Source organism: Streptomyces sp. NPDC096310, assembly GCF_044763125.1.
In the GTDB taxonomy this organism is placed as follows: Bacteria; Actinomycetota; Actinomycetes; order Streptomycetales; family Streptomycetaceae; genus Streptomyces.
This window is the reverse complement of the sequence record NZ_JBIWFO010000025.1, coordinates 67,075-90,904: the sequence shown is the minus strand read 5'-3', so window position 1 is coordinate 90,904 and position 23,830 is coordinate 67,075. Positions and strand designations below refer to the sequence as shown.

The following is a 23,830-nucleotide window of genomic DNA, read 5'->3' as shown; positions in this document are numbered from 1 at the left end:
GAAGGCGCTACGCGGCCTTGGCCTTCGTGGCGTACATGTCCACGTACTCCTGGCCCGACAACTCCATGACCTCGGTCATCACCGAGTCCGTCACCGCGCGCAGCACATAGCGGTCCCGGTCCATGCCCTCGTACCGGGAGAACTCCATCGGCTTGCCGAACCGCACCGTCACCTTGCCGAAGCGCGGCATGCCCGAGCCGTTCGGCTGGAGCTTGTCCGTGCCGATCATCGCGAACGGGACCACCGGGGCGCCGGTCATCAGCGTGAGCCGCGCGATCCCCGTACGCCCCCGGTAGAGACGGCCGTCGGGGGAGCGGGTGCCCTCCGGGTAGATGCCGAAGAGCTGGCCCTGCTCCAGCACCCGGCGGCCGGTCATCAGCGCGGCGACACCACCCCGGCCGCCGTCCCGGTCGACCGGGATCATGCCGACACCGGTGAAGAACCAGGCCATCAGCCGGCCCTTGAGGCCCTTGCCCGTGACGTACTCGTCCTTGCCGATGAAGAAGACCTGACGGTCGCAGACCAGCGGCAGGACCATCGAGTCGATGAAGGTGAGATGGTTCCCGGCGAGGATGACGGGGCCGCTCCGCGGGATGTTCTCGACGCCCTCCACCCTCGTACGGAACATCAGGCGCATGACCGGTCCGAGCAGTGCCTTGATGAGGGCGAAGCGGGACAACGGGTCCTCCGGTGTCGTGGTGCGGTTGTTGGACGGCCGAGTAAATCCGTGCAGGTGAGTACGGTACTCGCGGCTCAGGGGCGGCGCACATCGGGTTCACGGAGTGGATACGCACTGTTGATCTGTGTTTCCACCACGTTCGCGCCACGGTCTCCCGTACGGAGGGGGCGGCCGCCTACGCTCACCTCGATTCGCGGCAGGCGCGGGACCTCATATCGAAGGAGCGTTCATGACACAGGGTGCGCGGAACACGCCCGGACGGCGGTCCGTACTGGGCGCGGCGGTGCTCGGCTCGGCGGCCGTGGCGCTGCCCACCGCGGCGGTCGCCGCCGAGCGGGGACGGGGCGGCCACGGGCCGTCGGAGCCGGCCCTGCCCGTGCCCACGATCGTCGGCCACCGGGGGGCCAGCGGCTACCGCCCCGAGCACACCCTCGGCTCGTACCAGCACGCCCTCGACCTCGGCGCGCATGTGATCGAGCAGGACCTGGTGCCCACCAAGGACGGACACCTGGTGTGCCGTCACGAGAACGACATCACGGCCACCACGGATGTCGCGGACCACCCGGAGTTCGCGGACCGCAAGGCCACCAAGTCCGTCGACGGGGTCAGTCTCACCGGCTGGTTCACCGAGGACTTCACCCTCGCCGAGCTGAAGACCCTGCGCGCCGAGGAGCGCATCCCGGGCGTACGTCAGCACAACACCCTCTACGACGGCCGCTGGACCATCCCCACCTTCGAGGAGGTGCTGCGCTGGGCCGACGAGCAGGGCCGCCGCCTGGGCCGCACCGTCTGGCTCTACACCGAGACCAAGCACCCCACCTACTTCCGCGGCCTGGGCCTCGGCCTGGAGGAGCCCTTCGCGAAGCTGCTCCGTAAGTACCGCCGCGACCGCGCCGACTCCGCGATCTTCCTCCAGTCCTTCGAGCCGAGCAGCATGCGGCGGATGGCGCGGCTCGTCGACTCGCCGCGCGTCGTCCTGCTCGACGCGGCGGGCAGCCGTCCCTGGGACTTCGGGGTGGCGGGTGACCCGCGTACGGTCGCCGATCTGGTGAAGCCCGAGGGGCTGAAGTGGATCGCGTCCTTCGCGCAGGGCATCGGCCCCACCCTCGACCTGGTCATCCCGAAGGACGCCGCGGGCAAGCTCGGGAAGCCCACCACGCTGGTACGGGACGCCCACGCCCAGGGGCTGATCCTGCACCCGTACACGCTCCGCAACGAGAACGCGTTCCTGCCCGCCGACTTCCGGCGCGGCACCGACCCGAACGCGTACGGCGACGCCTTCGGCGCCTTCGAGGCCTACTTCGCCCAGGGCATCGACGGGATCTTCACCGACAACCCGGACACCGGTCTGCTCGCACGCGCGGACTTCGTCAACCGCTGAGCCGGAACGTCCCCCGGTCGGGTGACTGCCCGGCCGGGGAGCAACCGTCCCCCACCAGCCGGGCGTCCCGCCGGACATGACGCCAGTCCGTGCCACCCGGCCCCTCCGCGTACCCCGTCCGACGCAGCCAGGGGCGCAGCCCCCGCCGGATCTCGTCCGTACGCTGCTGCCCCTCGTCCGCGCCGAGGCCGCGGCCGAGGCACCGGCGGCCGGGGTCGAGGCGGGCGATCTCGAACAGGGCGCCTGGGTACGGCTGCTGGAGCGGCCCGCGGCGGCCGGAACGCCCGGCGACCCGGCGCGCTGGGTGCGTGATGTCGTACGGGCGGAGGCGCGGCGAGCCCGGCGCACCGCCGCCAGGGAACGCGTCTACCGCCACGAACCCGCCGCCGACAACGAGTCGGACCCCGAGCGGATCGCCCTGCGCACCGACTGGAGCAGAGCGGTGCGCGCGGCCGTCGGACGCACGCCGGGCCGCTGCCCGGGCGTGCTGACGGCGATGCTGTCGGCGAAGGACCTCACCTACCGGGAGATGGCCGGTGAGTTGGGTATGTCACAGGGCAGTTTGGGCCCCTTGCGATCGAGATGCCTGGGATGCCTGCGCAGAATGCTCGCGGCGGAGGTTGCGGCTCCTGAACGCGGGGGAAAGGAGCGGTAGACACCGGCGGACCAAGTGAGCGGGAGGCATGCACACATGGGCATGAGCGTGACCATCTCAGCGGCGCGGGCGCAGGACGCGGAACAGATCCTGAAGCTCCAGTACCTGTGCTACCAGAACGAGGCCGAGCTGTACGGCGACTACACCATCGAGCCGCTGACCCAGACCCTCGACGACCTGAGGGCCGAACTCGACGGTGGGCACGGCCTGGTGGCGCGCCTCGGCGACGAGGTGGTGGCCTCGGTGCGGGGCCGTGTGGACGAGACGGGCACGGCCCGGATCGCCAAACTCATCGTCCATCCGCGGCTGCGCAGGCACGGCCTCGGCGGACGGCTGCTCGACGCCATAGAGGTCCACTTCGCGGCGGAGCCGGCCGCGCAGCGCTTCCAGCTCTTCACCGGCCACCGCAACGAGGGCAATCTGCGGCTCTACCGCAGCCGCGGGTACGCGCCGGTGGCGACGGAGCAGGTCGGCCCGAAGCTGCGGCTCGTCAAGCTGGAGAAGGCGGCGGCCGACCGCGTGTACGTGGCCAGCGCCTGAATGAGGGCGGAATCCTCCCTGTCCGTCCCGGACCGGCCGGGGATTCCGCTTCTCGGATTCTCGGAGCTTCTCGGCCCCCCTCGGGGCCGCACCGGGCTCACACCGCCGCCGCCCGCTTCCGCAGCCACGCGATGCCCGTGACCGGCAGCAGCACCGGGATGAAGAGATAGCCCATGCCGTAGTCCGACCAGACGGTGGTGTCCGGGAAGGCCGAGGGGTCGGCCAGTGTCCATGTCCCCACCGTCAGAACGCCGACGAGTTCGGCGGCGCAGCACACCAGGGCCGCCCGGCGCGCCGACTCGCCGCCGCGTACGAGCGTGTACGTGATGAACGCGTAGACGACGGCCGCGACGGCCGAGAGCGAGTAGGCGAGCGGCGCGTGCGCGAACTCGGTGGCGATCTGGTAGGCGGACCGTGAGACGGCGCCCACCGACATCACCCCGTACAGCCACACCAGCAGCAGACCGGGGCCCGTGACCAGCCGGCCTCCGCGTCCCTCGGACGTCTGCGGCACCTCGGTGGTCATTGGGTCAGCCTCCCCAGATGTCGTGTAGCCGTACTTCCAGCACGGCCAGGACGACCGCACCGGCGGCGACCGTCACCGAACCCCAGCGGGTCCGCTCACCCAACGACAGAAAGCCCGCCGCGGGCACTGCCAGCAGGGCGCCCAGCAGATACGAGACGAAGATGACCGAGCCCTCGTCGGCCTTGTCGCCGCCCGCGAGCCGTACGATCCCCACCACGAACTGGACCAGCGCCAGCAGGGACACCACGGCCATGCCGATGAAGTGCCAGTCCTTGGTGGGCTGGTCGCGGTAGGCGGCGAAACCGCACCAGGCGGCGAGGACGAGCGCGGTCACGGAGACCGCGACCGTCAGGGCGACAAGCATGGGCCGAGGGTATTACGGCGTAATAGACCCGCCGCGAGCACCCCCGGGGGCCGGATCCGGCCACCCGCGCCCCTGCCGTGGCCTTGACCACAGCTCGCCGCGGCCGCACGACGCTCCCGGATTCGCTCCCGGCCGCCCGTTCCACGGTATCCGCGCAGGTCACAGCCGAGGGAGCGGGGAGTCGCCGGGGCGGGCGAGGCGATGGGCCGCCCCCTGCCCGGACCGCAGGGCCGTCCGTATCGTGCGACGAATTGTTCCGCTATTCGGACACTCGCCCGGAGGGCGTCCTGATGTCTGTTTTACTTGCCGCATGACCACGACGAGCTACCGCGACCCCGCGACCGAGGCGATCACCACGCCCGGTGCTCGTTGTCTGTGTCGAATGCGCTCCTTCTGAGGGCCCCCGCCTGAGCCTCGCGCCCCGAAGCGAGACCCGGCCCCCCCGTGCGCCCGCGCCCGGTCGGGCCCGCCCCCGCACGCGCCGCCGGCCGCACCACCCGCCGCGCCGGTGTGCGCGCGGCCCCGACGAATGCCTCGTGCCCGGCGCACCCCCGCCGCGCACTCGACAGTGACGGAAAACCCCCTGTGATCACTACTACGGGCCTGACCAAGGTCTACCGGTCCGCGCAGTCGCGCGGCCGTGAGGTCACCGCGCTCGACGGCGTCGACCTGCACGTCCGCGAGGGCGAGGTCTTCGGCGTCGTGGGCCGCAGCGGCGCCGGCAAATCCTCGCTGATCCGCTGCGTCAACCTCCTCGAACGCCCCACCGCCGGCACGGTCACCGTCGACGGCCAGGACCTCACCGCACTCGCCGGCCGGGGCCGCAGGGCCGGCAAGGAACTGCGCCGCGCACGCAGCTCGATCGGCATGGTCTTCCAGCACTTCAACCTGCTGTCCTCCCGCACCGTCAAGGACAACATCGAACTCCCGCTGGAGATCCTCGGCGCCAGCGGCCAGGAGCGCGGCCGGCGCGCCCTGGAACTCCTCGACCTCGTCGGACTCGCCGACAAGGCCAAGGCGTACCCCGCCCAGCTCTCCGGCGGCCAGAAGCAGCGCGTCGGCATCGCCCGCGCGCTGGCGGGCAGCCCGAAGGTGCTCCTCTCCGACGAGGCGACCAGCGCCCTCGACCCGGAGACCACCCGCTCCATCCTCCAGCTCCTGCGCGACCTCAACCAGCAGCTCGGCCTGACCGTCCTGCTCATCACCCACGAGATGGAGGTCGTGAAGACGATCTGCGACTCCGCGGCGCTGATGAGCCGGGGCCGGATCGTCGAGTCCGGCACCGTCGGCGAACTGCTCGCCACCCCCGGCTCCCAGCTCGCCCAGGAACTGTTCCCGGTGGGCGGCGCGCCCGCGGGCCCCGGCCGTACGGTCATCGATGTCACCTTCCACGGCGAGGCGGCCTCCCAGCCGGTGATCTCGCAGCTCTCCCGCACGTACAACATCGACATATCGATCCTGGGCGCCGCGATGGACACCGTCGGCGGACGCCAGATCGGCCGGATGCGGATCGAACTGCCCGGCACGTACGAGGAGAACGTCGTCCCCGTCGGCTTCCTGCGCGAACAGGGCCTCCACGCGGAGGTCGTCGACCCCGACGCCCCCGCCCAGGACCAGACCCCCGCACCGGTGAAGGAAGATGCCAAGTGACCTGGTCGGAAATGCAGCCACTGCTCTCCCAGGGGACCGTCGACACCCTCTACATGGTGCTGTGGTCAGCGCTCGTCACCATCGCCGGCGGGCTGCCGCTGGGCATCCTGCTGGTCCTCACCGACCGGGGCGGACTGCTCCAGAACACCGTGGTCAACAAGGTCGTCGGCGTGATCGTGAACATCGGCCGCTCGCTGCCGTTCATGATCCTGCTGATCGCGCTGATCCCCTTCACCACCCTGGTCGTGGGCACCTTCATCGGCCCCACCGCGATGATCGTGCCCCTGGCGATCGGCGCCATCCCCTTCTTCGCGCGCCTCGTCGAGACGGCGATCCGCGAGGTCGACCACGGCCTGGTCGAGGCCGTCCAGGCGATGGGCGGCTCGATCCCCACGATCATCCGCAAGGTCCTGCTCCCGCAGGCCCTGCCCTCACTCGTCTCCGCCGTCACCACCACCCTCATCGTGCTCATCGGCTACTCGGCGATGGCGGGCGCGGTGGGCGGTGAAGGACTCGGCTCCAAGGCCGTCACCTACGGCTTCCAGCGGTTCGAGAACGGCTTCATGATCGCCACCGTCGTGGTGCTGATCGCGATCGTCACCGTGATCCAGCTCCTGGGCGACGGCGCCGGGCGCCTGCTGGCCCGCCGCGGCCGTACCGCCTCCTGAGACCCCCCGACGGCCCGCACTCCTTGTCCGGGCCAGGCCACCCGCACCACCGGAAAGAGGCACTCTTCGTGCGTACCACCCTCAAGATCACCGCGACCGCGGCCGTCACCACGGCCCTCGCCCTGGGCCTCGCCGCCTGCGGCACCTCCTCGGACCCGGGCGGCGGAGCCTCCGCCGCCGGAGCCTCCGCCGACCCGTCGAAGCCGCTGGTCGTCGCCGCGTCCCCGACGCCGCACGCCGACATCCTGAACTTCGTCAAGAAGAACCTGGCGGAGAAGGCGGGCCTCAAGCTGGAGGTCAAGGAGTTCACGGACTACGTCCTGCCGAACACCGCCACCCAGAGCGGCGAGGTCGACGCCAACTTCTTCCAGCACAAGCCCTACCTCGACGACTTCAACAAGAAGAAGGGCACCGACATCGTGCCCGTCGTCAACGTCGAGCTGGAACCCCTCGGCCTCTACTCCCACAAGGTCAAGGACCTGGGAAGCCTCAAGGCCGGCCGGACCGTCGCCATCCCCAACGACACCACCAACGAGGGCCGCGCGCTCAAGCTGCTCGCCGACAACGGTGTGATCACACTGAAGGACGGCGTCGGCACCGACGCCAACCTCTCCTCCGTCAAGGACGCGAAGGGCCTCACGTTCAAGGAACTGGAGGCCGCCACACTGCCCCGCGCCCTGAACGACGTGGACGCCGCCGTCATCAACGGCAACTACGCCATCGAGGCCAAGCTCAAGCCCGCCGAGGACTCCCTCGCCCTGGAGAAGGCCGACGGCAACCCGTACGCCAACTTCCTCGCCGTCAAGCGCGGCAACGAGAAGGACCCGCGCGTCGAGAAGCTCGCCGAGCTCCTCAACTCGGACGAGGTCAAGAAGTACATCGACGACACCTACGACGGTTCCGTCATCGCCTCCTTCGGCGCGGCCAAGTAGCCACAGCGGTAACGTCCTTGTCCGCGCATGCCCCGCACACACGCAGCGTGTGCGGGGCACACGCATCCGTACCGACCCGGCCATGCGCATCCCATCCGGATGCTGCATGCTGTGCATTTACGACGGACTGAGGCATGGAGCTCGCATGACTACCACCTTTCCGGACGTCTCCATCAGCACGGAGCGGTTGGTGCTGCGCCCCTACGAACTCACGGACATCCCGGCGCACATCGAGATGATGAACGACGAGATGGTCACGGCCTGGACCTCCGTGCCCCATCCGTACACTCACAAGGACGCCGAGGTGTGGGTGCGCAGAATCGCCCCCAACGAACGCCGCACCGGACGCGGGATCGCCTTCGCCGTCCACGAGTTCCTGACCCAGCGGCTCGTCGGCGTCGTCCGGCTGCGCCGCACCAACTGGCGCGCGCTGGCCACCGAGGCGGCCTACGTCACCGCCCCCTGGGCACGCGGCGAGGGATACGCCACCGAAGCCATGCTCGCGGTCGCCCAGTGGCTCTTCGGCGACCTGGGGTTCGAACGCATCGAGGTGCGCACCCCCGCCGACAACACCGCCTCCCAGCAGGTCGCGCAGAAGATCGGCTGCATCAGCGAGGGCGTCCTGCGCAACGCCTGGATAGCGCGCTCGCAGACCGAGGACGGCGGCTGGACCGACATCCGCACCGACCTCATCGTCTGGAGCCTGCTCCCCGAGGATCTCGAAGGCATGGGCGAGCAGATGGCCGACGCGGGCGGCTACGCCTCCTACCCCGACTGGCGCTGACCGGCCGCCCCCGGAACTTCACCACCTCCGCCCGGCCGTCGTTCCACCACGCCAGGTACTCTCACCGTGCCTCGTCGTGCCCCAGGGCGTACGAAGCGGCATCCCCGCCCGCGACTACCTTCGGGAGACTGACGACGATGGCCGACCGCGTCACGGTGATCGGCTGGGACGGCTCGCCCCTCACCGCAGCCGCCAGGTCCGCGCTCTCGGCCGCCACCCTGGTGGCCGGAGCCGCCCACCATCTCGCCCTCCCCGAGGTACCCGCCGGCGCCGAGCGCATCAGACTCGGCTCCATCGACCTGGCGGCCCGCCGGATCGCCGGACACCGCGGCACCGCCGTCGTCCTCGCCGACGGCGACCCCGGCTTCTTCGGTGTCGTACGCGCCCTGCGCGCCCCCGAACACGGCCTGGAGGTCGAAGTCGTCCCCGCGGTCTCCGCCGTGGCCGCCGCCTTCTCCCGGGCCGGCATGGCCTGGGACGACGCCCAGATCGTCGTCGCCCACCGCCGTACCCTGCGCCGCGCCGTCAATGTCGTCCGCGCCCACACCAAGGTCGCCGTCCTCACCTCCCCGGGCGCCGGCCCCGCCGAACTCGCCCTGCTCCTCGACGGCGTCCACCGCACCTTCGTCATCTGCGAGGAACTGGGCACCGATCGCGAACAGGTCACCGTCCTCACCTCCGACAAGGCCGCCGACCACGTCTGGCGCGACCCCAACGTCGTCATCGCCATCGGCGGCATCGGCACCTCGCTCGCCCCGTCCGGCGGCTGGATCGCCGGCCGCGACCCCGGCTACCCGCCGGAGCACCGCGGCTGGGCGCTGCCCGGCGAGGAGTACGGCATCAACCTCGACGAGGGCGAGTCCACCTGGCTGCGCGCCGCCCAACTCGCCCGGATCGGCGCCCGTACCGGCGACCTGATCTGGGACATCGGCTCCGGCAGCGGGGCGGTCGCCGCGGAGGCGGCCCGCTTCGGCGCGGCCGTGATCGCCGTCGACGACGAACCCGGCGCCTGCGCCAGCACGGCCGCCGCCGCCCGCCGCGCCGGCGTCCAGCTCCAGGTCGTCCAGGGCCGGGCGCCCCATGTACTGGAACGGCTCCCCGAACCCGACGTCGTACGGATCGGGGGCGGCGGCGTCGATGTCGTCATCGCCTGCGCCGACCGCAGGCCGGAGCGCATCGTCACCCACGCCGCCACCCGGGACGAGGCCGAAGCCGTCGGAACGGCCCTGGCCGGAGGGGGATATGCGGTGGAGTGCGCCCTCCTCCAGTCCGTCGCGCTCGACACCGGAAGCTGGACCGAGCGCGACCGTTCCGTCGTCTTCCTGGTCTCCGGACGGCGTCAGGACCTCGCCCCATGACCCTGCCGCGACCCGACGCGAGGTAGGCTGGCCGATCGTTGTACCGCTGCCGGTCGTTCGTCGCTTCGTTCGTCAATGTCCGGAAAAGGGGCCCGTTTTAAGCCCTGATGTGGTACAGCGACCGGGGGGACGCGCGACGTGGCGCAGTCCACAGCGGGCCGAGGGAAGCCGTGACACCACGGGGAGACCACGGGTCGACTCGTGCCGCGCGGCGCCCACGCTCGTTGTTCCTGACGGGCGCCGGACACACGCCGCGGATCGGGCGCCCCGGTGGAAGGGCCGAAGGAGCGGAAACAATGGGCGAGGGGTACGCATGACTGACACCGGCCAGGTCCCGGGTGAGGGACTGCCGGAGAACGCAGGCATGGTGGAACAGCCGGGCGTCCCCGCTCCCGGCACGTACACCTACCTGACCCCCTCCGGGCCCGCCACCGAGGACGAAGACCTGCTGCTGATGCCGAGTTCGCAGGGCGGCTGGAGCGACCCCCAGGTCGTCCCGGCGGAACCGCACACCGCCTACGCCACGCCGGAGGGGTACGCGCCCGACGCCTACGCGACGGCGCCCCAGCAGGCGTACGGGGTCCCCGAGGGCTACGCGCCCCCGGAGACCTACGCCGCCGCCGCGCCCGAGACGTACGCCCCCGCCGAGACGTACGCCCCCGCGGCCCCGTACGCCACCCCGGAGGAGTACGCCGCCGCGCAGGTGCCCGTCCAGCAAGTGCCTCCCATAGAAAAGCCGGTGACGGAGCCGGTGCCACAGGTGGAGGCCCAGGTCCCGCCGGCGACCCCCGAGACGTACGAGGCCCCCGCGGAACAGGTCCTTCCGGACGAACCGCAGCCCCCGGCCGCCGCGCCCGAGGCCGAGGAGCCCGCGGCCGTACCGCACCAGCCGGACGCGCACGAGGCCGGTGGCCGGGACTCCGGCTCGGTCGACCTGAACGGCGTACGCGTCCCGCCCCCGGCGGCGGCCCCGCCCCCGGCGGCCGCACCGGCCCCGCCGCGCCGCCCGCTGCACATGGGCCCGCCGGTGCCCGACCCGACGGGCGGTGTGGTCCGCTCGCTCGCCGACCGCGGCCCGGCCGGCGCGCCGACACAGGCGGTCCGGGTACGCCCCCGCCCCCAGACACCGCCCGCCGTGGCGGAGGCGGCGCAGGAGCCCCCGGCGGAGACGGCCGTCCCTGAGCCCGAGCCGACGGAGCCCACCGAGCCGGAGCAGATGGCGGCGGCCGAGGAACCCCCGGCCCCGCAACCGGAACCGGTTCCCGAGCCGGCTGCCGCGATCCCCGAGCCCGAGCCGATCGCCCCTACCCCCGAACCGGTGCCCGAAGCCCCGGAGCCCCAGCCGGTGCCCGACGAGGCACCCGCACCCGCACCCGTAGCGGAGGTGCAGCCGGAACCCGAGCCGGAACCTGAGCCGGCAGCGGCGGAACCTCCGGAGCCCGAACCGGCCCCGGAGCCCGAACCCGCCCTCGAGCCCGAACCGGCCCCGGAGCCCGTGGCGGAGCAGGCACCGACGCCCGAGCCCGTGGCGGCCCCCACGCCGGAGGCGGCGCCCGTTCCCGCCCCCGAGCCCGAACCCGTGGTGGAGCCTGCCCCCGAGCCCGAGCCGCAGCCCGTCGCGGCAGAGGCGCCCTCGGCCCCGGTCCCCGACGAGGCCACTCCGGCGCCCGCTCCGCAAGAGGCACTGGAGACTCCCGAGCTCGGGGAGAGCAAGGCCGGCCCCGCCCCCCAGCAGACTCCCGACCCCCAGGAGACCTCAGACACCCAGGAGCCCCCGGAAGCCCCGGCGGCCAAGGAGAAAACCCCGGAGCCCCAAGAGGTCCAAGAGGTCCAAGAGGTCCAAGAGGTCCAAGAGGTTCAAGAACCCCAGGAGGTTCAAGAGCCCCAGGAGGTCCCGGAGGTCCCGGAGGTCACGGAGGGCACGGAGGGCACGGCGGCGCCCTCCGGCTACGACGAAGCCGAGCGGGACGCCGTACTCCGGGTGATGCGCGAGCGCCGTGACATCCGCAACGGCTTCCGCTCCGACCCCATCCCGCACGAGGTTTTGCTCCGCGTCCTGGAAGCCGCGCACACCGCGCCCAGCGTGGGCCACTCGCAGCCCTGGGACTTCGTCGTCATCCGCTCCGCCGAAACCCGCCGGTCCATGCACGAACTGGCCCAGCGTCAGCGCGACGCCTACGCCAAATCGTTGCCCAAGGGCCGGGCCAAGCAGTTCAAGGAACTGAAGATCGAGGCCATCCTCGACACCCCGGTGAACATCGTCATCACCGCGGACCCGACCCGTGGCGGCCGGCACACCCTGGGCCGCCACACCCAGCCCCAGATGGCCCCGTACTCCTCCGCGCTCGCCGTGGAGAACTTCTGGCTCGCCTCCCGCGCCGAGGGCCTGGGCGTCGGCTGGGTCAGCTTCTTCGACGAGCGCGAGATGGTCCGCGTCCTGGGCCTGCCGGAACACCTCGAAGTCGTGGCGTACCTGTGCGTCGGATACGTCGACGAGTTCCCCGAGGAGCCCGAGCTGATGCAGGCGGGCTGGTCGAAGCGCCGCCCCCTGTCCTGGGTCGTCCACGAGGAGACGTACGGCCGCCGCGCCCTGCCGGGTGAGGAGCCGCACGACCTGCTCCAGGAGACCGTCGCCGGAATCCGCCCGCTGGACGCCAAGGCGCTGGGGGAGGCATGGGAGCGCCAGAAACGGATGACGAAGCCGGCCGGTGCGCTGGGCATGCTGGAGATCATCTCGGCACAGCTCAGCGGCCTCTCCCGGCTCTGCCCGCCCCCCATCCCCGAACCGGCCGCCGTCGCGGTCTTCGCGGGCGACCACGGGGTGCACGCGCAGGGGGTGACCCCGTGGCCGCAGGAGGTGACCGGCCAGATGGTCGCCAACTTCCTGGCGGGTGGCGCGGTCTGCAACGCGTTCGCGACCCAGGTCGGCGCGGAGGTCTGCGTCGTGGACGTGGGCGTGGTGGGCGATCTCCCGGCAACCCCGGGCCTGCTGCCCCGCAAGGTCCGCGCGGGCACGGGCGACTTCACGACCGGCCCCGCGCTGAGCCGCGAAGAAGTCCTCGCGGCGATCGAGGTGGGCATCGAAACGGCCCGCGATCTGGTGGCCGCGGGCAACAAGGCGCTGCTCACCGGTGAGATGGGCATCGCCAACACCACGGTTTCGGCCGCGCTGATCTGCGTCTACACCGGGCAGGACCCGGCGGAGGTCACCGGCAGGGGCACCGGCATCAACGATGAGATGCACGCCCGCAAGGTTGACGTGGTCCGCCGCGCTCTCGACCTCCACCAGCCGGACCCGGCCGACCCGATCGGCGTCCTCGCGGCCGTCGGCGGACTGGAACACGCGGCACTGGTCGGCTTCCTGCTCGGCGGTGCGTCGATGCGTACGCCGGTGATCCTGGACGGCGTCAGCGCGGGCGCGGCGGCACTGGTCGCCCGTGCGATCGCCCCGGAGGCCCTGGCGGCCTGCATCGCGGGCCACCGCAGCGCGGAGCCGGGCCATGTGGCGGCCCTCAACAAGCTCGGCCTGCGCCCCCTGGTCGATCTGGACCTCCGCCTGGGCGAGGGTACCGGTGCGCTGCTGGCACTGCCGGTGATCCAGAGCGCGGCACGGGCGATGCACGAGGTCGCGACGTTCGACTCGGCAGGAGTGACGGAGAAGTAGCACCGTCCGGCACCCACCCTCCCCGCTCCGGCCGGGGGGGGCAGGGGCGCCCACAGGCGGGAGGGGGTCGGGGTCGGAGGAGGTACGTGTCCGGAGGCCCCGGCACCCGCACCCTTCCCGTGCACCGCATCCGCGCCCCTCCTGCCCACCACCCGCCGCGTAAGCTGGACCGAACCTCACACACCACCCACCTGCACCCGAACCCGAACCCCCGCCCCACCGCCCGAGGAGCCCCCGCCCACATGGCCCAGCACGCCGACCACCCCGCCTACCCCGTAGGACTCCGCCTCTCCGGGCGGCGCGTCGTCGTCGTCGGCGGAGGCCAGGTCGCGCAGCGCAGGCTGCCCTCGCTCATCGCCGCGGGCGCCGACATCGTGCTGGTCTCGCCCTCGGCCAAGCCGTCCGTCGAGGCCATGGCGGCGGCCGGCGAGATCCGCTGGGAGCGGCGGCGGTACGAGGAGGGCGATCTCGCCGGAGCCTGGTACGCGCTGATCGCCTCCAGCGACCCCGAGGCCAACCGCACCGCCTCCGCCGAGGCCGAGCGCGACCGGGTCTGGTGCGTACGCAGCGACGACGCGGAGGCGGCCACCGCCTGGACCCCGGCGACGGGCCGCAGCGCAGGCGTCACCGTCGCGGTGCTCACCGGGCGCGACCCGCGCCGCTCCGCCGCCGTCCGCGACGCCATCGTCGAGGGGCTGCGGGAGGGCACGCTCGCCGCGCCGCACCACCGCACCCGTACCCCCGGCGTGGCGCTCGTCGGCGGCGGCCCCGGCGACCCCGATCTGATCACGGTGCGGGGCCGCCGGCTGCTCGCCGAGGCGGATGTTGTCATCGCCGACCGGCTCGGCCCGCGCGATCTGCTGGACGAGCTGCCGCCGCATGTCGAGGTGATCGACGCCGCGAAGATCCCGTACGGCCGTTTCATGGCACAGGAGGCCATCAACGCCGCCCTGATCGAGCATGCGAAGGCGGGCAAGGCCGTCGTCCGGCTCAAGGGCGGCGACCCGTTCGTCTTCGGCCGGGGCATGGAGGAGGCGCACGCGCTCGCCGCGGCGGGCATAGCGTGCACGGTCGTCCCGGGCATCTCCAGCTCGATCAGTGTGCCGGGCGCCGCCGGGATCCCTGTCACGCACCGGGGCGTCGCCCATGAGTTCACCGTCGTCAGCGGCCATGTCGCCCCGGACGACGAGCGGTCGCTGGTCGACTGGGCCGCGCTCGCCCGGCTGCGCGGCACGCTCGTCCTGCTGATGGCGGTCGACAAGATCGGTTCCATCGCACGGGCGCTGGTCGAGCACGGCAAGGCCCCCGAGACCCCCGTGGCGCTGATCCAGGAGGGCACGACCGCCGCCCAGCGCCGCGTGGACGCCACGCTCGCGACGGTGGGGGAGGTCGTGCGGGCCGAGGCGGTACGGCCGCCCGCGGTCATCGTCATCGGTGACGTGGTAACGCTGGGCAACGGCGCCTGAACCGCCCACACCCACACACCCACACCAACCCCCGCACAGGACAGGGCACCACACCCCCGTGGCCGAACTCATCACCGTAGAGGACCCCGACGACCCGCGCCTGGCCGACTACACCGGGCTGACCGACGTCGAACTGCGGCGCCGCCGCGAACCCGCCGAGGGGCTGTTCATCGCGGAGGGCGAGAAGGTCATCCGCCGGGCCGGCCAGGCCGGCTACACCATGCGGTCGATGCTGCTCTCCGCCAAGTGGGTCGAGACCATGCGCGACGTCATCGACGAGGCGCGGGCACCGGTCTACGCGGTCAGCCCCGAACTCGCCGAGCGGGTCACCGGCTACCACGTGCACCGCGGCGCTCTCGCCTCCATGGCGCGCAAGCCGCTGCCCGCCGTGGCCGACGTACTCCGTACGGCCCGCCGGGTCGCTGTCATGGAGGCGGTCAACGACCACACCAACATCGGCGCGATCTTCGCTTCAAGTCCGCAAAAGTCTACAGGTCAGCGCGTGGCGGTGTTCGAAGACATCGTCGATCACGCCAATCTCGGGGCCGCCTTCCGTAGCGCGGCAGCCCTCGGAGTCGACGCGATCTTCCTTACTCCTCGGTGTGCGGATCCCCTGTACAGGCGGGCCGTGAAGGTCTCGATGGGGGCAGTCTTCCAGGTCCCGTGGACCCGGCTGGAGTCGTGGCCGAAAGATGTCGAGCTTCTCCGGGAGGCTGGCTACGTCACGGCGGCGCTCTGCCTCGGCGAGCAGTCGATAACTCTCGACGAACTCGCCTCGCGGCACTATGAAAAGCTGGCGCTCATCTTCGGGACCGAGGGGGACGGGCTGTCCACCGAAGCGCTCCTGTCGGCAGACGAGCACGTCCGCATCCCGATGGAGGCCGGAGTCGACTCACTTAACGTCGCGGCGGCCTCAGCAGTGGCCTTCTATGCGACGCGGCCGAGGCCCGCCTGACGTTGGAGATCGGGGAATCTTCGATGTGCGGGGCGCGCCCGCGAGCCTCTGAACCAGGAACGGGGGAGTCGGGCGTCGAGCGCGTCTCGCGCGGGGGCCGGCGATGGCGGGGCCAGGCCGGACAAACTTGCGCCCACTACCCGTTCGGGTTCACGTCGATCAGGTGCCACTCCCCACTCTCACCAACGAGGAAGTCCAGGGCGGCGTAATGGAGGCAGAAGACGCGCAGTAGCTTGCGAACGCCCATGGCGACTGGACCCGGCACGTCGCAGGGCTCGTAGGTGTGGCTGTCGTAGTCCGTACGGATGTCGATGCGTGCGGCCTCCGAGGCGCTGTGGATCTTCGCCGCGAAAAACTGATCAGCCACGACCGTCAGACGGATGTTGTACGTCTTCGGGATCCACTCCTGGAACTGGTGGGCGGTGAGGCCGACGCTGTGCGTGATCTCCGAGGCACGGACCTCGGTGGTCCACAGCGCATAAGGCTTGCCGTCGATGCCGCTGGGGCCCTGATTTCCGAGGGCTTTGTACGCGGCAACCCGGCCGGGCAGACCCTCAATGAAGGCGCGGGCCTCGGCCGGATCGTTGGTGATGAGCGTTTCGGGGACTCTACGCGGTCACCACGGGCCGCCCGGAAACGTAACAATCCAGTCGGCGCCGCTCCCGGCCCGCGGCCCCCGCGCCCGCCCCCTCAGAGCTGCTGCGCCGCCGCGATCCCCAGCGCGACGATGAGCGTCACGACGACGAAGACGATCAGCCGCTGCCGCAGCAGCCGCGGGTTCGCGGGCCGCAGCTTGGACGAGCGGGTCCGCGGCCCGGCCGCCGGCCGGCCCTTCGTGCGTCCCGCAGCCCCCCGGGCGGCGTCCCGGGGCCTCGGGGGCCGGGTGGAGCCCGAGCCGCCGCGCCCGCCGGAGGAGCCCGTCCGGCCGGGCGTTCCGCCGGTACGGGACGAGCCGGCGCCGCCGGTACGGGAGGGGGCCGTGCCCCCCGTCCGGGAGGCGGAGCTTCCCGGACGCGGCCCGGAGCCGTCGGCCGCCCCGGGCGCCCCCCGGCCCTGTGAGCCGCGCACGACCTCCCGCTCCGTGTACCGCTCGGTCAGCCCGCCCGCCGCGGGCTCCTGGCCGCCGCGGGTCCGCTGTACGGGCGGTCGGCTGTCGATGAGCCCCTGTGCCTCCCGCGCGGCGATCTCCTTGAGCCGCATCGAGAGCTGGAGGGTGCTGGGACGTTCCTCCGGGTCCTTCGCCAGGCAGGCCCGTACGAGTGGCGCGAGGGAGTCGGGTACGCCGTGGAGGTGCGCCTCCTCGTGGACCACCCGGTAGAGCATGACCTCGGAGCTGCCGTGTCCGAACGGGGAGTCGGCGGTCGCCGCGTACGCCAGCGTGGCCCCCAGCGAGAAGACGTCCGTGGCGGGGGTGACGGCGGCTCCGCGCACCTGTTCGGGTGCGAGGAAGCCGGGCGATCCGACCGCCGTGCCGACGTGCGTGAGGGTGGACGCGCCGGTGGCCCACGCGATGCCGAAGTCGATGATGCGCGGGCCCTTGGGGGAGAGCAGGATGTTCGACGGCTTGAGATCGCGGTGGACGACCCCGGCCTCGTGGACGGCGACCAGACCTTCGGAGAGCGCGGCGCCCACCGAGGCGACCTCGGCGGCGAGCAGCGGGCCTTCCTCGTTGACCTTGTCGTGCAGCGAGGGGCCGGGTACGTACTGGGTGGCGAACCACGGGCGGTCGGCGTCCAGGTCGGCGGCTACCAGCCGGGCCGTACAGCCGCCGCGGATGCGCCGTGCGGCGGAGACCTCGCGGGCGAACCGCGACCGGAACTCCTGGTCCTCCGCGAGGTCGGGCCGGATCACCTTCAGCGCGACCCGCTGGCCGCGCCGGTCGGAACCGAGGTAGACGACGCCCATGCCGCCCGCCCCGAGCCGTCGGTGGAGTCTGAACGAGCCGACGACACGCGGGTCCTCGCGCCGGAGCCGCATCATCGCCATGTCCATCCCCGCTGCCCGGTCGTCCGTGTGACGTGGCACAGCTTACGTACCTGTGCCCGGGTGCGCTCATAGGCCGCGCCCTCGCGCACCGACCGATTGTCAGTGCGGGGCGCCGAAATTGAAGATTGGTCAGTCGTCGGAGTGACCGCCCGGCCCGGCCGGTGGTGATCCCAAGGGTCGTGCGCACAAAGGGGATTGGGAGGAACGGATGTACGGAGGGTCCGCCGCCCGGCGGGGGAGCGGAGGACGTGAGAGATGTCACCAGAAGTGGATCAGCAGCGGATCAGCAAGGGGGCCGGCGGCCGAGCAGAGGTACCCGAGCCCCGGCCCGGGGACGCGCGGACCCCGGATCACCCGCCCGAGGAGCCGCGTCCCCGGGTACGCGCGTCATCCTTCCGGGCGAGAGGCCGGTCCTCCGTTAGGCATCGTGGATCATCCCCTCCGGGAAGACCCCAACGCGTGGGGCCCGCTCTCCACCCTGGGGAGTACGCCGCCGGTCCACGGCTCATCCTCCGGGAGGCCCGGCAATAGGTACGCGGGCATGACGCCCCGACATCCAGGTGTCCCTAGTCTTGAGATCAAGCGGCGGGTGAGGAACTCGTCCCCCGAGGTCGGATACTCGCCGCTGTCGAATCGGGACAGGAGAAGGACCATGGCGGACACGGCAGCGCGGGCAATGATCCGCACGCGAGGACGCAAGGCGTACGCCGCGTTCGGCAGTCGCCCGTCCGGGACGCGCCACCCCTTGGTGGCGACGGCCATGGTCCTTCCTCTGGCGGCCCTGCTCGTCGTCGTCTTCGGCGGCTGGGAAGCAGTGGTCACACAGGCGTCGTCCGTGGGCGTGATGCTGGGGCGCTGAGCGGCGCCCCGGACCCGGGAGAGCGGCCCGGGTCGGGGACATCCGGCCAACAACCCCGTGGGGACGGGGGTGCGGCGGACGGCAGCGGTGGGCCGGTTAGCTGGGGAGCTGACCGGCCATCGCGCTTTTCCGCCCACGGACGACCGCTGCCCCTCCCGTACGGCGACACGGCGTAGGCTCCACGCGCTCACGCGCTCACGCGCTCCACGCCCGCACACCGTCGCATCCCCGGGGACCACCGTGACCGCATCCGTCGTCCACGCGCTCGGCCACCTAGCCCACGAAGCGGCCCATCCCACCCCGGACGCACCCACCACCCCCTGCCACGCCGGCTCCGCCGACCCCGCCTGCCCCATCTGCCATATCTGCCATATCTGCCACCAGAGCCCCACCGTGCTCGCCGACCGCCCCGACGGAACCGTCGTACGGCACGGCAGGGCCGTGGCCAAGGCGCACGCCGACGGGACGGACCCCGCCGGCCACCGCGCCAGGCTCGCCGTCGCCGCGCACCCCCGGCTCGCCGGCATCCTGCTGCCGCCGCTCCTCACGCCCACCGAGGAGGTGTACGGACGTCCGGTCACCGCCTGGCCCTATGGGGACCCGGTCGACCCCGTCGACCCCGACGCCGCCCCGTGGGAGCAGGCCGGGACGCTCATCGCCCGACTGCACCGCGTCCCGCCCGCCGCACTGACCGGCCCTCCGCCCGCGCCCCCGACCGGGCCGGTGCCCGGCGGCCTGCCCGCCATGCGCGGCCCCGCCAAGGCCGCCCGCGCCCTGGCCCGGCTGAGTGCCGCGGGACCGCACCCCGCCGCGGTGCCCGTGCGGCGCGCCTGGGAACGGCTCCCCGCCTGGGCGCGGGGCGAGGCGCCGCAGCCGGGTCCGTACGCGCTGTGCCACGGCGATCTGCACCTCGGCCAGCTCGTACGCCACCCCGCCCCCGACGGCCCGTGGGTCCTCATCGACGTGGACGACCTCGGACTCGGCGCCCCCGCCTGGGACTTGGCCCGCCCCGCCGCCTGGTACGCCACCGGGCTGCTGCCCCCGGAGCCCTGGCAGCGGTTCCTCGGCGCCTACCGGGCCGCGCGGGGCCCCGCCGTACCCGCGGATCCGGCCGCCGATCCCTGGCCGTATCTGGATGTCGCCGCCCGCGCGCTCACGGTGCAGACCGCGGCGCTCGCCGTCGTCAAGTCCCTCGCCGAGGACCGGGAGCTGGACGAGGTGGAGCTGTTGACGATCGACGCCTGTGACCGGATCGCGGGCCTCGCAACCGAGTTGGAGTCGAAGGCGTCGTCGTAGGGTGAACGAACGGTCGCCGGGCGCGTGTTCCGGCGATCTCCGGCGATGCCGGACGACCGACGAGGAGCGATGCGACCATGCAGTGTCCCAAGTGCCGCGCGGCGATGCACACGTACAACCGCAACGGCGTCCAGATAGAACAGTGCAGCGGTTGCCGGGGAATCTTCCTCGACTACGGCGAACTGGAGTCCCTGACCCGCCTGGAGTCGCAGTGGAGCCAGCAGGCGCCGCCCGTGCAGCAGGCCCCGCCGCCGCAGGCGTACCCGGCGGCGCCCGCCCCCGCCTGGGGCGCCCCGCAGCACGGCGCCCCCTACGGGGGGCAGCACGGAGGCCACCACGGCGGACACCACCGTCACAAGAGCTTCGGGCGCATGCTCTTCTCCTCCTGAGGCCCCTGACGACACCGAGGTCGCACACGACAGAACCCCCGGTCGCCGAGGTGGCGGCCGGGGGTTCTGGGCGGTGCGCGATACTGGGATTGAACCAGTGACCTCTTCCGTGTCAGGGAAGCGCTCTCCCGCTGAGCTAATCGCGCGGGCGACTCACACAAACTGCAATCGCTGCGTACTGCGTGGCACTGCATACTACGTGCGCGATACTGGGATTGAACCAGTGACCTCTTCCGTGTCAGGGAAGCGCTCTCCCGCTGAGCTAATCGCGCGGGAATCCAGAAGGATCCAGTGGACGATACTGGGATTGAACCAGTGACCTCTTCCGTGTCAGGGAAGCGCTCTCCCGCTGAGCTAATCGTCCTTGGAGGTGGAGACGGGATTTGAACCCGTGTAGACGGCTTTGCAGGCCGTTGCCTCGCCTCTCGGCCACTCCACCAAGAGTGTGGGGGTTCGGGAAAACGCCCCACCATCGAGCGGACGACCAGGTTCGAACTGGCGACCTCAACCTTGGCAAGGTTGCGCTCTACCAACTGAGCTACGTCCGCGTGCCGTTTCCCGGGCCCGTCTGCGCGGCCCGGCGACGTGTTGAACTCTAGCGGATTCCCGGGCCAGCACAAAAACGCGTTTCCGCAGCGTGACGCGGTACCTTCGCCGCGCGTGAGGCCCGGAGCCGTCCGGCGGGGCCTGTTCTAGACTCGCAAGCGTGCACGACCTCGCTCCGCTGGCCCGCTTCGGCGGCCTCGTCGCCTCCGGTCTGCGGGATGTCACCCACGATCCGGAGGCGCTGGACTCCGCCGGGTTCTGGGCCGTCGCCGCGGACTTCGAAGGCCGCCTGACCTGCGCCCGTTTCGACGACATACGGCATGAGCCGGTGCCCGCGCCGGTCCCCGGGCGGTGGCGGGGCCCCGACGCCGGTGACTGGACGTCGTCCCTCGACCGCGCCGCGTACACGAAGGGCGTGCGCCGGATCCGCGAGTACATCGCGGCGGGCGACGTCTATCAGGCCAACCTCTGCCGCGTCCTGACCGCCCCGCTGCCCGGGTCCGCCACGACCGGCCCCGCCTCCGCCGACATCGACGCGCTCACCGCGCTGCTCGCCCGGGACAACCCTGCGCCGTACGCCGGGACGATCCGGCTGCCCGCGCACGGCGTGGAGATCGCCACCGCCTCGCCCGAGCTGTATCTGCGCCGCGACGGACGCACCGTCGAGTCGGGGCCGATCAAGGGCACCGGGCGAACCGCGGCGGACCTGCTGGAGAAGGACTTCGCCGAGAACGTGATGATCGTGGACCTCGTCCGCAACGATCTGGGCCGCGTCTGCGCCGGTGGATCCGTCACCGTCCCCGCCCTCTGTGCGCTCGAACCCCACCCCGGTCTGGTCCATCTCGTCTCGACCGTACGGGGCGAACTCACCGAGCGGGCCGGGTGGGCCGAACTGCTCGCCGCGACGTTCCCGCCCGGCTCGGTCACCGGCGCCCCCAAGTCCAGCGCGCTGACGATCATCGAGGAGCTGGAGACCGCCCCGCGCGGACCCTACTGCGGCGGCATCGGCTGGGTCGACGCCGACCGGGGCACGGCCGAGCTGGCCGTCGGGATCCGTACGTTCTGGATCGACCGCGCCACGCACGGCCGCCCCGTTCTGTGCTTCGGCGCGGGCGCCGGGATCACCTGGGGCTCCGACCCGGAGGGGGAGTGGGCCGAGACCGAGCTGAAGGCGTCCCGGCTGCTCGCGATAGCGTCGGGCACCTACCGGCCCGGAGCCGACGACTCCGGATCGGCCCGGGACGAACCCGGTACCGACCCCGGCGTCGGCACCCGCCCCGGTGCGACAGCGATCAGCGGAAGGACCGTGTGATGAGGATCTGGGTCAACGGCGCACTCCACCCGGCCGACGCCGCCCGGGTGTCCGTGCTCGACCATGGACTGACCGTCGGCGACGGCGTCTTCGAAACGGTCAAGGCCGTCCGGGGCCGCCCCTTCGCCCTCACCCGCCATCTGCGCAGGCTGGCCCGCTCCGCGCACGGCCTCGGCCTGCCGGAACCCGACCTGGACGAGGTACGCCGCGCCTGTACGGCCGTGCTCGACGCCAACCCGATGGAACGGGGCCGGCTGCGCGTCACATACACCGGGGGAGTCTCCCCGCTCGGCTCCGACCGCGGCGACGCGGGCGCCACCCTGGTCGTCGCCGTCGGCGAGACGGAGCGCCGCCCCGACACCACCGCCGCCGTCACCGTCCCCTGGACCCGCAACGAACGCGGCGCCCTGACCGGGCTCAAGACCACGTCGTACGGGGAGAACGTCGTCGCGCTCGCCCACGCGCACGAGCGGGGCGCCAGCGAGGCGCTCTTCGCCAACACCACCGGCGCGCTCTGCGAGGGCACCGGCTCCAACGTGTTCGTCGTCCTCGACGGAGTGCTGCACACCCCGCCCCTCGCGTCCGGCTGTCTCGCCGGCATCACCCGCGAACTGACCGTCGAATGGTGCGGCGCCCGCGAGACGGAGCTGCCGTTCGACGCCCTGGAGCACGCCGAGGAGATCTTCCTGACCTCGACGCTGCGCGACGTCCAGGCCGTCCACCGGATCGACGGCCGGTCCTTCGACGCCGCCGCCGCCCCCGGGCCGGTCACCGGCAAGGCGATGCGCGTCTTCGAGGAGCGGTCCGGCGCCGATCTCGATCCCTGAGCCTCATGGGCCCGCACGGGGTTCCGTGGGCCTTAATGGGGTGACGGACACGCCTCGGCGGGGGTAGAACTCCCCTGATGACCACCACCCTGAGGCCCACCGGTCCGCTTCGACAGGCCGACGACGGCACGAAGTCACGCTCCTACGAGGTCTGCGTGAACGGCCGCCCCGTCGGTGCGGTCGAGATCGCCACGGACCCCGGCTTCGCCCACCGGGCCGGCCTCGTCCGCTCCCTCCGGATCGACGGACCCGACCGCCGCCGCGGCCGGGCCACCGTCGCCGTGCTCGCCGCCGAGGAGGCGCTGCGGGGCTGGGGGTGCGACCAGGCGCAGGCGCTCGTACCGGCCGGCGCCGACGCCGCGCTGCGTCTGGCGGAGAGCCTGGGATACACCGAGCGCAGCCGCAACATGGACAAGGAACTCCTCCCAGGGCCGCCGGCGCTCCCCGAGGGGGTCGAGGGCCGCCCCATGACCGAGGCCGAGTACGCGCTCTGGCGCGCCCGCTCCGTCGGTGACTTCGCGCGGAGCTGGACCGACCGCGGCGTACCGCCCGAGCAGGCCCGCGCCAAGTCGGAGGCGAGCCACCGCGACAACCTCCCCCGGGGACTGGCCACACCGGGTGTCTCGTTCACCGTCCTCGTCCACGAGGGAGCCGCCGTGGGCCATGTCTGGGTCGCGCCGCGCGAGGTGCGCCCCGGCCGGCCCGGTTCGTACGTGTACGACGTGGAGGTGGCCGAGGACCAGCGCGGCAAGGGCTACGGCCGCGCCCTGATGCTGCTCGCCGAAAAGGTCGCCGCGGAGACCGGACCGCCCCTGCTGGGGCTGCACGTCTTCACGACCAACACTCCGGCGCTGAGGCTCTACACCTCGCTCGGATACCGGACGACGCAGTACAACCTCGTCCGGCCGCTCCTCTGACCGTCCTGCGCCTCGGATCTCTCTCCGGCCCTTTCCAGTCCTTTCCGGTCCTTTTCCGGTTCTTTCCGGTCGGTCG

Annotated in this window: 22 protein-coding genes and 5 tRNA genes; 17 read left to right on the top strand and 10 right to left on the bottom strand. The window is 72.2% G+C overall.

Annotated features, from left to right (window positions below; genetic code table 11):
* Positions 1–7: 7 nt before the first annotated feature.
* Entirely contained in the window at positions 8–679 is a 672-nt protein-coding gene (locus ACIQ7D_RS31785; RefSeq protein ID WP_403943565.1) for a lysophospholipid acyltransferase family protein, read from the bottom strand.
* 229 nt (positions 680–908) lie between these two features.
* On the opposite strand from ACIQ7D_RS31785, the gene ACIQ7D_RS31780 reads away from it, so the two are divergent.
* From ACIQ7D_RS31780 to ACIQ7D_RS31770, 3 genes are all read left to right on the top strand, one after another.
* A complete protein-coding gene (locus tag ACIQ7D_RS31780) occupies positions 909–2,060 on the top strand; it encodes a glycerophosphodiester phosphodiesterase (protein ID WP_403943562.1) in 1,152 nt (383 codons plus the stop codon).
* Positions 2,061–2,136: 76 nt separating this feature from the next.
* Positions 2,137–2,715, top strand: coding sequence for a sigma-70 family RNA polymerase sigma factor (locus tag ACIQ7D_RS31775; protein ID WP_403943560.1), 579 nt, complete (start codon positions 2,137–2,139; stop codon positions 2,713–2,715).
* Positions 2,716–2,751: 36 nt separating this feature from the next.
* Complete coding sequence (locus ACIQ7D_RS31770) at positions 2,752–3,255, top strand: GNAT family N-acetyltransferase (RefSeq protein ID WP_403943557.1); 504 nt, start codon at positions 2,752–2,754, stop codon at positions 3,253–3,255.
* 97 nt (positions 3,256–3,352) lie between these two features.
* On the opposite strand, the gene ACIQ7D_RS31765 is transcribed toward ACIQ7D_RS31770, so the two are convergent.
* Positions 3,353–3,781: a hypothetical protein gene (locus ACIQ7D_RS31765; protein ID WP_403943555.1), complete on the bottom strand. Its 429-nt coding sequence runs from the start codon at positions 3,779–3,781 to the stop codon at positions 3,353–3,355.
* Between the two features lie 4 nt (positions 3,782–3,785).
* On the bottom strand, positions 3,786–4,145 hold the full coding sequence (locus ACIQ7D_RS31760; protein ID WP_403943553.1) for a hypothetical protein: 360 nt from the start codon (positions 4,143–4,145) through the stop codon (positions 3,786–3,788).
* A 585-nt stretch (positions 4,146–4,730) separates the two neighbouring features.
* Between ACIQ7D_RS31760 and ACIQ7D_RS31755 the strand changes: the two genes are divergently transcribed.
* The 8 genes from ACIQ7D_RS31755 to ACIQ7D_RS31720 all read left to right on the top strand — a co-directional run bounded on the left by ACIQ7D_RS31755 (position 4,731) and on the right by ACIQ7D_RS31720 (position 15,622).
* Positions 4,731–5,795 carry a methionine ABC transporter ATP-binding protein gene (locus ACIQ7D_RS31755; RefSeq protein WP_403943551.1) on the top strand — a complete coding sequence of 355 codons (1,065 nt, stop codon included), beginning with the start codon at positions 4,731–4,733 and terminating at the stop codon, positions 5,793–5,795.
* On the top strand, positions 5,792–6,463 hold the full coding sequence (locus ACIQ7D_RS31750; protein ID WP_403943549.1) for a methionine ABC transporter permease: 672 nt from the start codon (positions 5,792–5,794) through the stop codon (positions 6,461–6,463). The genes ACIQ7D_RS31755 and ACIQ7D_RS31750 overlap by 4 nt, the downstream gene beginning before the upstream one ends.
* A 68-nt stretch (positions 6,464–6,531) precedes the next feature.
* Positions 6,532–7,395: a MetQ/NlpA family ABC transporter substrate-binding protein gene (locus tag ACIQ7D_RS31745; RefSeq protein WP_403943547.1), complete on the top strand. Its 864-nt coding sequence runs from the start codon at positions 6,532–6,534 to the stop codon at positions 7,393–7,395.
* A 106-nt stretch (positions 7,396–7,501) separates the two neighbouring features.
* Positions 7,502–8,179 (top strand): GNAT family N-acetyltransferase, encoded by a 678-nt coding sequence (locus tag ACIQ7D_RS31740; RefSeq protein WP_403943613.1) that lies wholly within the window; start codon positions 7,502–7,504, stop codon positions 8,177–8,179.
* Positions 8,180–8,316: 137 nt separating this feature from the next.
* Entirely contained in the window at positions 8,317–9,537 is a 1,221-nt protein-coding gene (gene cbiE / locus ACIQ7D_RS31735) for a precorrin-6y C5,15-methyltransferase (decarboxylating) subunit CbiE (protein ID WP_403943545.1), read from the top strand.
* Positions 9,538–9,850: 313 nt separating this feature from the next.
* Positions 9,851–13,201, top strand: coding sequence for a nicotinate-nucleotide--dimethylbenzimidazole phosphoribosyltransferase (gene cobT / locus ACIQ7D_RS31730; RefSeq protein ID WP_403943542.1), 3,351 nt, complete (start codon positions 9,851–9,853; stop codon positions 13,199–13,201).
* Positions 13,202–13,443: 242 nt separating this feature from the next.
* On the top strand, positions 13,444–14,667 hold the full coding sequence (gene cobA, locus ACIQ7D_RS31725; protein WP_403943539.1) for a uroporphyrinogen-III C-methyltransferase: 1,224 nt from the start codon (positions 13,444–13,446) through the stop codon (positions 14,665–14,667).
* A gap of 58 nt (positions 14,668–14,725) precedes the next feature.
* A complete protein-coding gene (locus tag ACIQ7D_RS31720; RefSeq protein WP_403943536.1) occupies positions 14,726–15,622 on the top strand; it encodes a TrmH family RNA methyltransferase in 897 nt (298 codons plus the stop codon).
* 136 nt (positions 15,623–15,758) lie between these two features.
* Here the strand turns inward: ACIQ7D_RS31720 and ACIQ7D_RS31715 are convergent, their stop codons facing one another.
* Entirely contained in the window at positions 15,759–15,989 is a 231-nt protein-coding gene (locus tag ACIQ7D_RS31715; protein WP_403943533.1) for a hypothetical protein, read from the bottom strand.
* Positions 15,990–16,312: 323 nt separating this feature from the next.
* A complete protein-coding gene (locus ACIQ7D_RS31710; RefSeq protein ID WP_403943610.1) occupies positions 16,313–17,614 on the bottom strand; it encodes a serine/threonine-protein kinase in 1,302 nt (433 codons plus the stop codon).
* A 646-nt stretch (positions 17,615–18,260) separates the two neighbouring features.
* Between ACIQ7D_RS31710 and ACIQ7D_RS31705 the strand changes: the two genes are divergently transcribed.
* The 3 genes from ACIQ7D_RS31705 (at position 18,261) to ACIQ7D_RS31695 (ending at position 20,152) form a co-directional block, all read left to right on the top strand.
* The gene (locus ACIQ7D_RS31705; protein WP_403943531.1) at positions 18,261–18,467 is read left to right on the top strand and encodes a hypothetical protein; all 207 of its coding nucleotides are present in this window, start codon (positions 18,261–18,263) and stop codon (positions 18,465–18,467) included.
* Between the two features lie 240 nt (positions 18,468–18,707).
* Entirely contained in the window at positions 18,708–19,763 is a 1,056-nt protein-coding gene (locus ACIQ7D_RS31700) for a phosphotransferase family protein (protein ID WP_403943529.1), read from the top strand.
* A 77-nt stretch (positions 19,764–19,840) separates the two neighbouring features.
* Positions 19,841–20,152 (top strand): zf-TFIIB domain-containing protein, encoded by a 312-nt coding sequence (locus ACIQ7D_RS31695; protein WP_403943527.1) that lies wholly within the window; start codon positions 19,841–19,843, stop codon positions 20,150–20,152.
* 74 nt (positions 20,153–20,226) lie between these two features.
* Here ACIQ7D_RS31695 and ACIQ7D_RS31690 read toward each other — a convergent pair.
* The 5 genes from ACIQ7D_RS31690 to ACIQ7D_RS31670 all read right to left on the bottom strand — a co-directional run bounded on the left by ACIQ7D_RS31690 (position 20,227) and on the right by ACIQ7D_RS31670 (position 20,700).
* A tRNA-Val gene (locus tag ACIQ7D_RS31690) sits at positions 20,227–20,298 on the bottom strand.
* Between the two features lie 54 nt (positions 20,299–20,352).
* Positions 20,353–20,424 (bottom strand) — tRNA-Val (locus ACIQ7D_RS31685).
* A 20-nt stretch (positions 20,425–20,444) separates the two neighbouring features.
* Positions 20,445–20,516, bottom strand: a tRNA-Val gene (locus ACIQ7D_RS31680).
* 1 nt (position 20,517) lies between these two features.
* Positions 20,518–20,591 (bottom strand) — tRNA-Cys (locus tag ACIQ7D_RS31675).
* A 36-nt stretch (positions 20,592–20,627) separates the two neighbouring features.
* Positions 20,628–20,700, bottom strand: a tRNA-Gly gene (locus ACIQ7D_RS31670).
* Between the two features lie 158 nt (positions 20,701–20,858).
* Here ACIQ7D_RS31670 and ACIQ7D_RS31665 point away from each other — a divergent pair.
* The 3 genes from ACIQ7D_RS31665 to ACIQ7D_RS31655 all read left to right on the top strand — a co-directional run bounded on the left by ACIQ7D_RS31665 (position 20,859) and on the right by ACIQ7D_RS31655 (position 23,754).
* Entirely contained in the window at positions 20,859–22,010 is a 1,152-nt protein-coding gene (locus tag ACIQ7D_RS31665; RefSeq protein ID WP_403943525.1) for a chorismate-binding protein, read from the top strand.
* Positions 22,010–22,837, top strand: a complete 828-nt coding sequence (locus ACIQ7D_RS31660; protein ID WP_403943523.1) for an aminotransferase class IV — start codon at positions 22,010–22,012, stop codon at positions 22,835–22,837. Before ACIQ7D_RS31665 ends, ACIQ7D_RS31660 begins: the two co-directional genes overlap by 1 nt.
* 77 nt (positions 22,838–22,914) lie before the next feature.
* Complete coding sequence (locus ACIQ7D_RS31655) at positions 22,915–23,754, top strand: GNAT family N-acetyltransferase (RefSeq protein ID WP_403943521.1); 840 nt, start codon at positions 22,915–22,917, stop codon at positions 23,752–23,754.
* Positions 23,755–23,830: the final 76 nt, after the last annotated feature.

Coding starts and splice junctions, on each gene's coding strand:
- ACIQ7D_RS31780 (WP_403943562.1), top strand. CDS start 909: ATGACACAGGGTGCGCGGAACACGCCCGGACGGCGGTCCGTACTGGGC.
- ACIQ7D_RS31775 (WP_403943560.1), top strand. CDS start 2,137: ATGACGCCAGTCCGTGCCACCCGGCCCCTCCGCGTACCCCGTCCGACG.
- ACIQ7D_RS31770 (WP_403943557.1), top strand. CDS start 2,752: ATGGGCATGAGCGTGACCATCTCAGCGGCGCGGGCGCAGGACGCGGAA.
- ACIQ7D_RS31765 (WP_403943555.1), bottom strand. CDS start 3,781: ATGACCACCGAGGTGCCGCAGACGTCCGAGGGACGCGGAGGCCGGCTG.
- ACIQ7D_RS31760 (WP_403943553.1), bottom strand. CDS start 4,145: ATGCTTGTCGCCCTGACGGTCGCGGTCTCCGTGACCGCGCTCGTCCTC.
- ACIQ7D_RS31740 (WP_403943613.1), top strand. CDS start 7,502: ATGCTGTGCATTTACGACGGACTGAGGCATGGAGCTCGCATGACTACC.
- cbiE (WP_403943545.1), top strand. CDS start 8,317: ATGGCCGACCGCGTCACGGTGATCGGCTGGGACGGCTCGCCCCTCACC.
- cobT (WP_403943542.1), top strand. CDS start 9,851: ATGACTGACACCGGCCAGGTCCCGGGTGAGGGACTGCCGGAGAACGCA.
- cobA (WP_403943539.1), top strand. CDS start 13,444: ATGGCCCAGCACGCCGACCACCCCGCCTACCCCGTAGGACTCCGCCTC.
- ACIQ7D_RS31710 (WP_403943610.1), bottom strand. CDS start 17,614: ATGGACATGGCGATGATGCGGCTCCGGCGCGAGGACCCGCGTGTCGTC.
- ACIQ7D_RS31705 (WP_403943531.1), top strand. CDS start 18,261: ATGGCGGACACGGCAGCGCGGGCAATGATCCGCACGCGAGGACGCAAG.
- ACIQ7D_RS31695 (WP_403943527.1), top strand. CDS start 19,841: ATGCAGTGTCCCAAGTGCCGCGCGGCGATGCACACGTACAACCGCAAC.
- ACIQ7D_RS31660 (WP_403943523.1), top strand. CDS start 22,010: ATGAGGATCTGGGTCAACGGCGCACTCCACCCGGCCGACGCCGCCCGG.
- ACIQ7D_RS31655 (WP_403943521.1), top strand. CDS start 22,915: ATGACCACCACCCTGAGGCCCACCGGTCCGCTTCGACAGGCCGACGAC.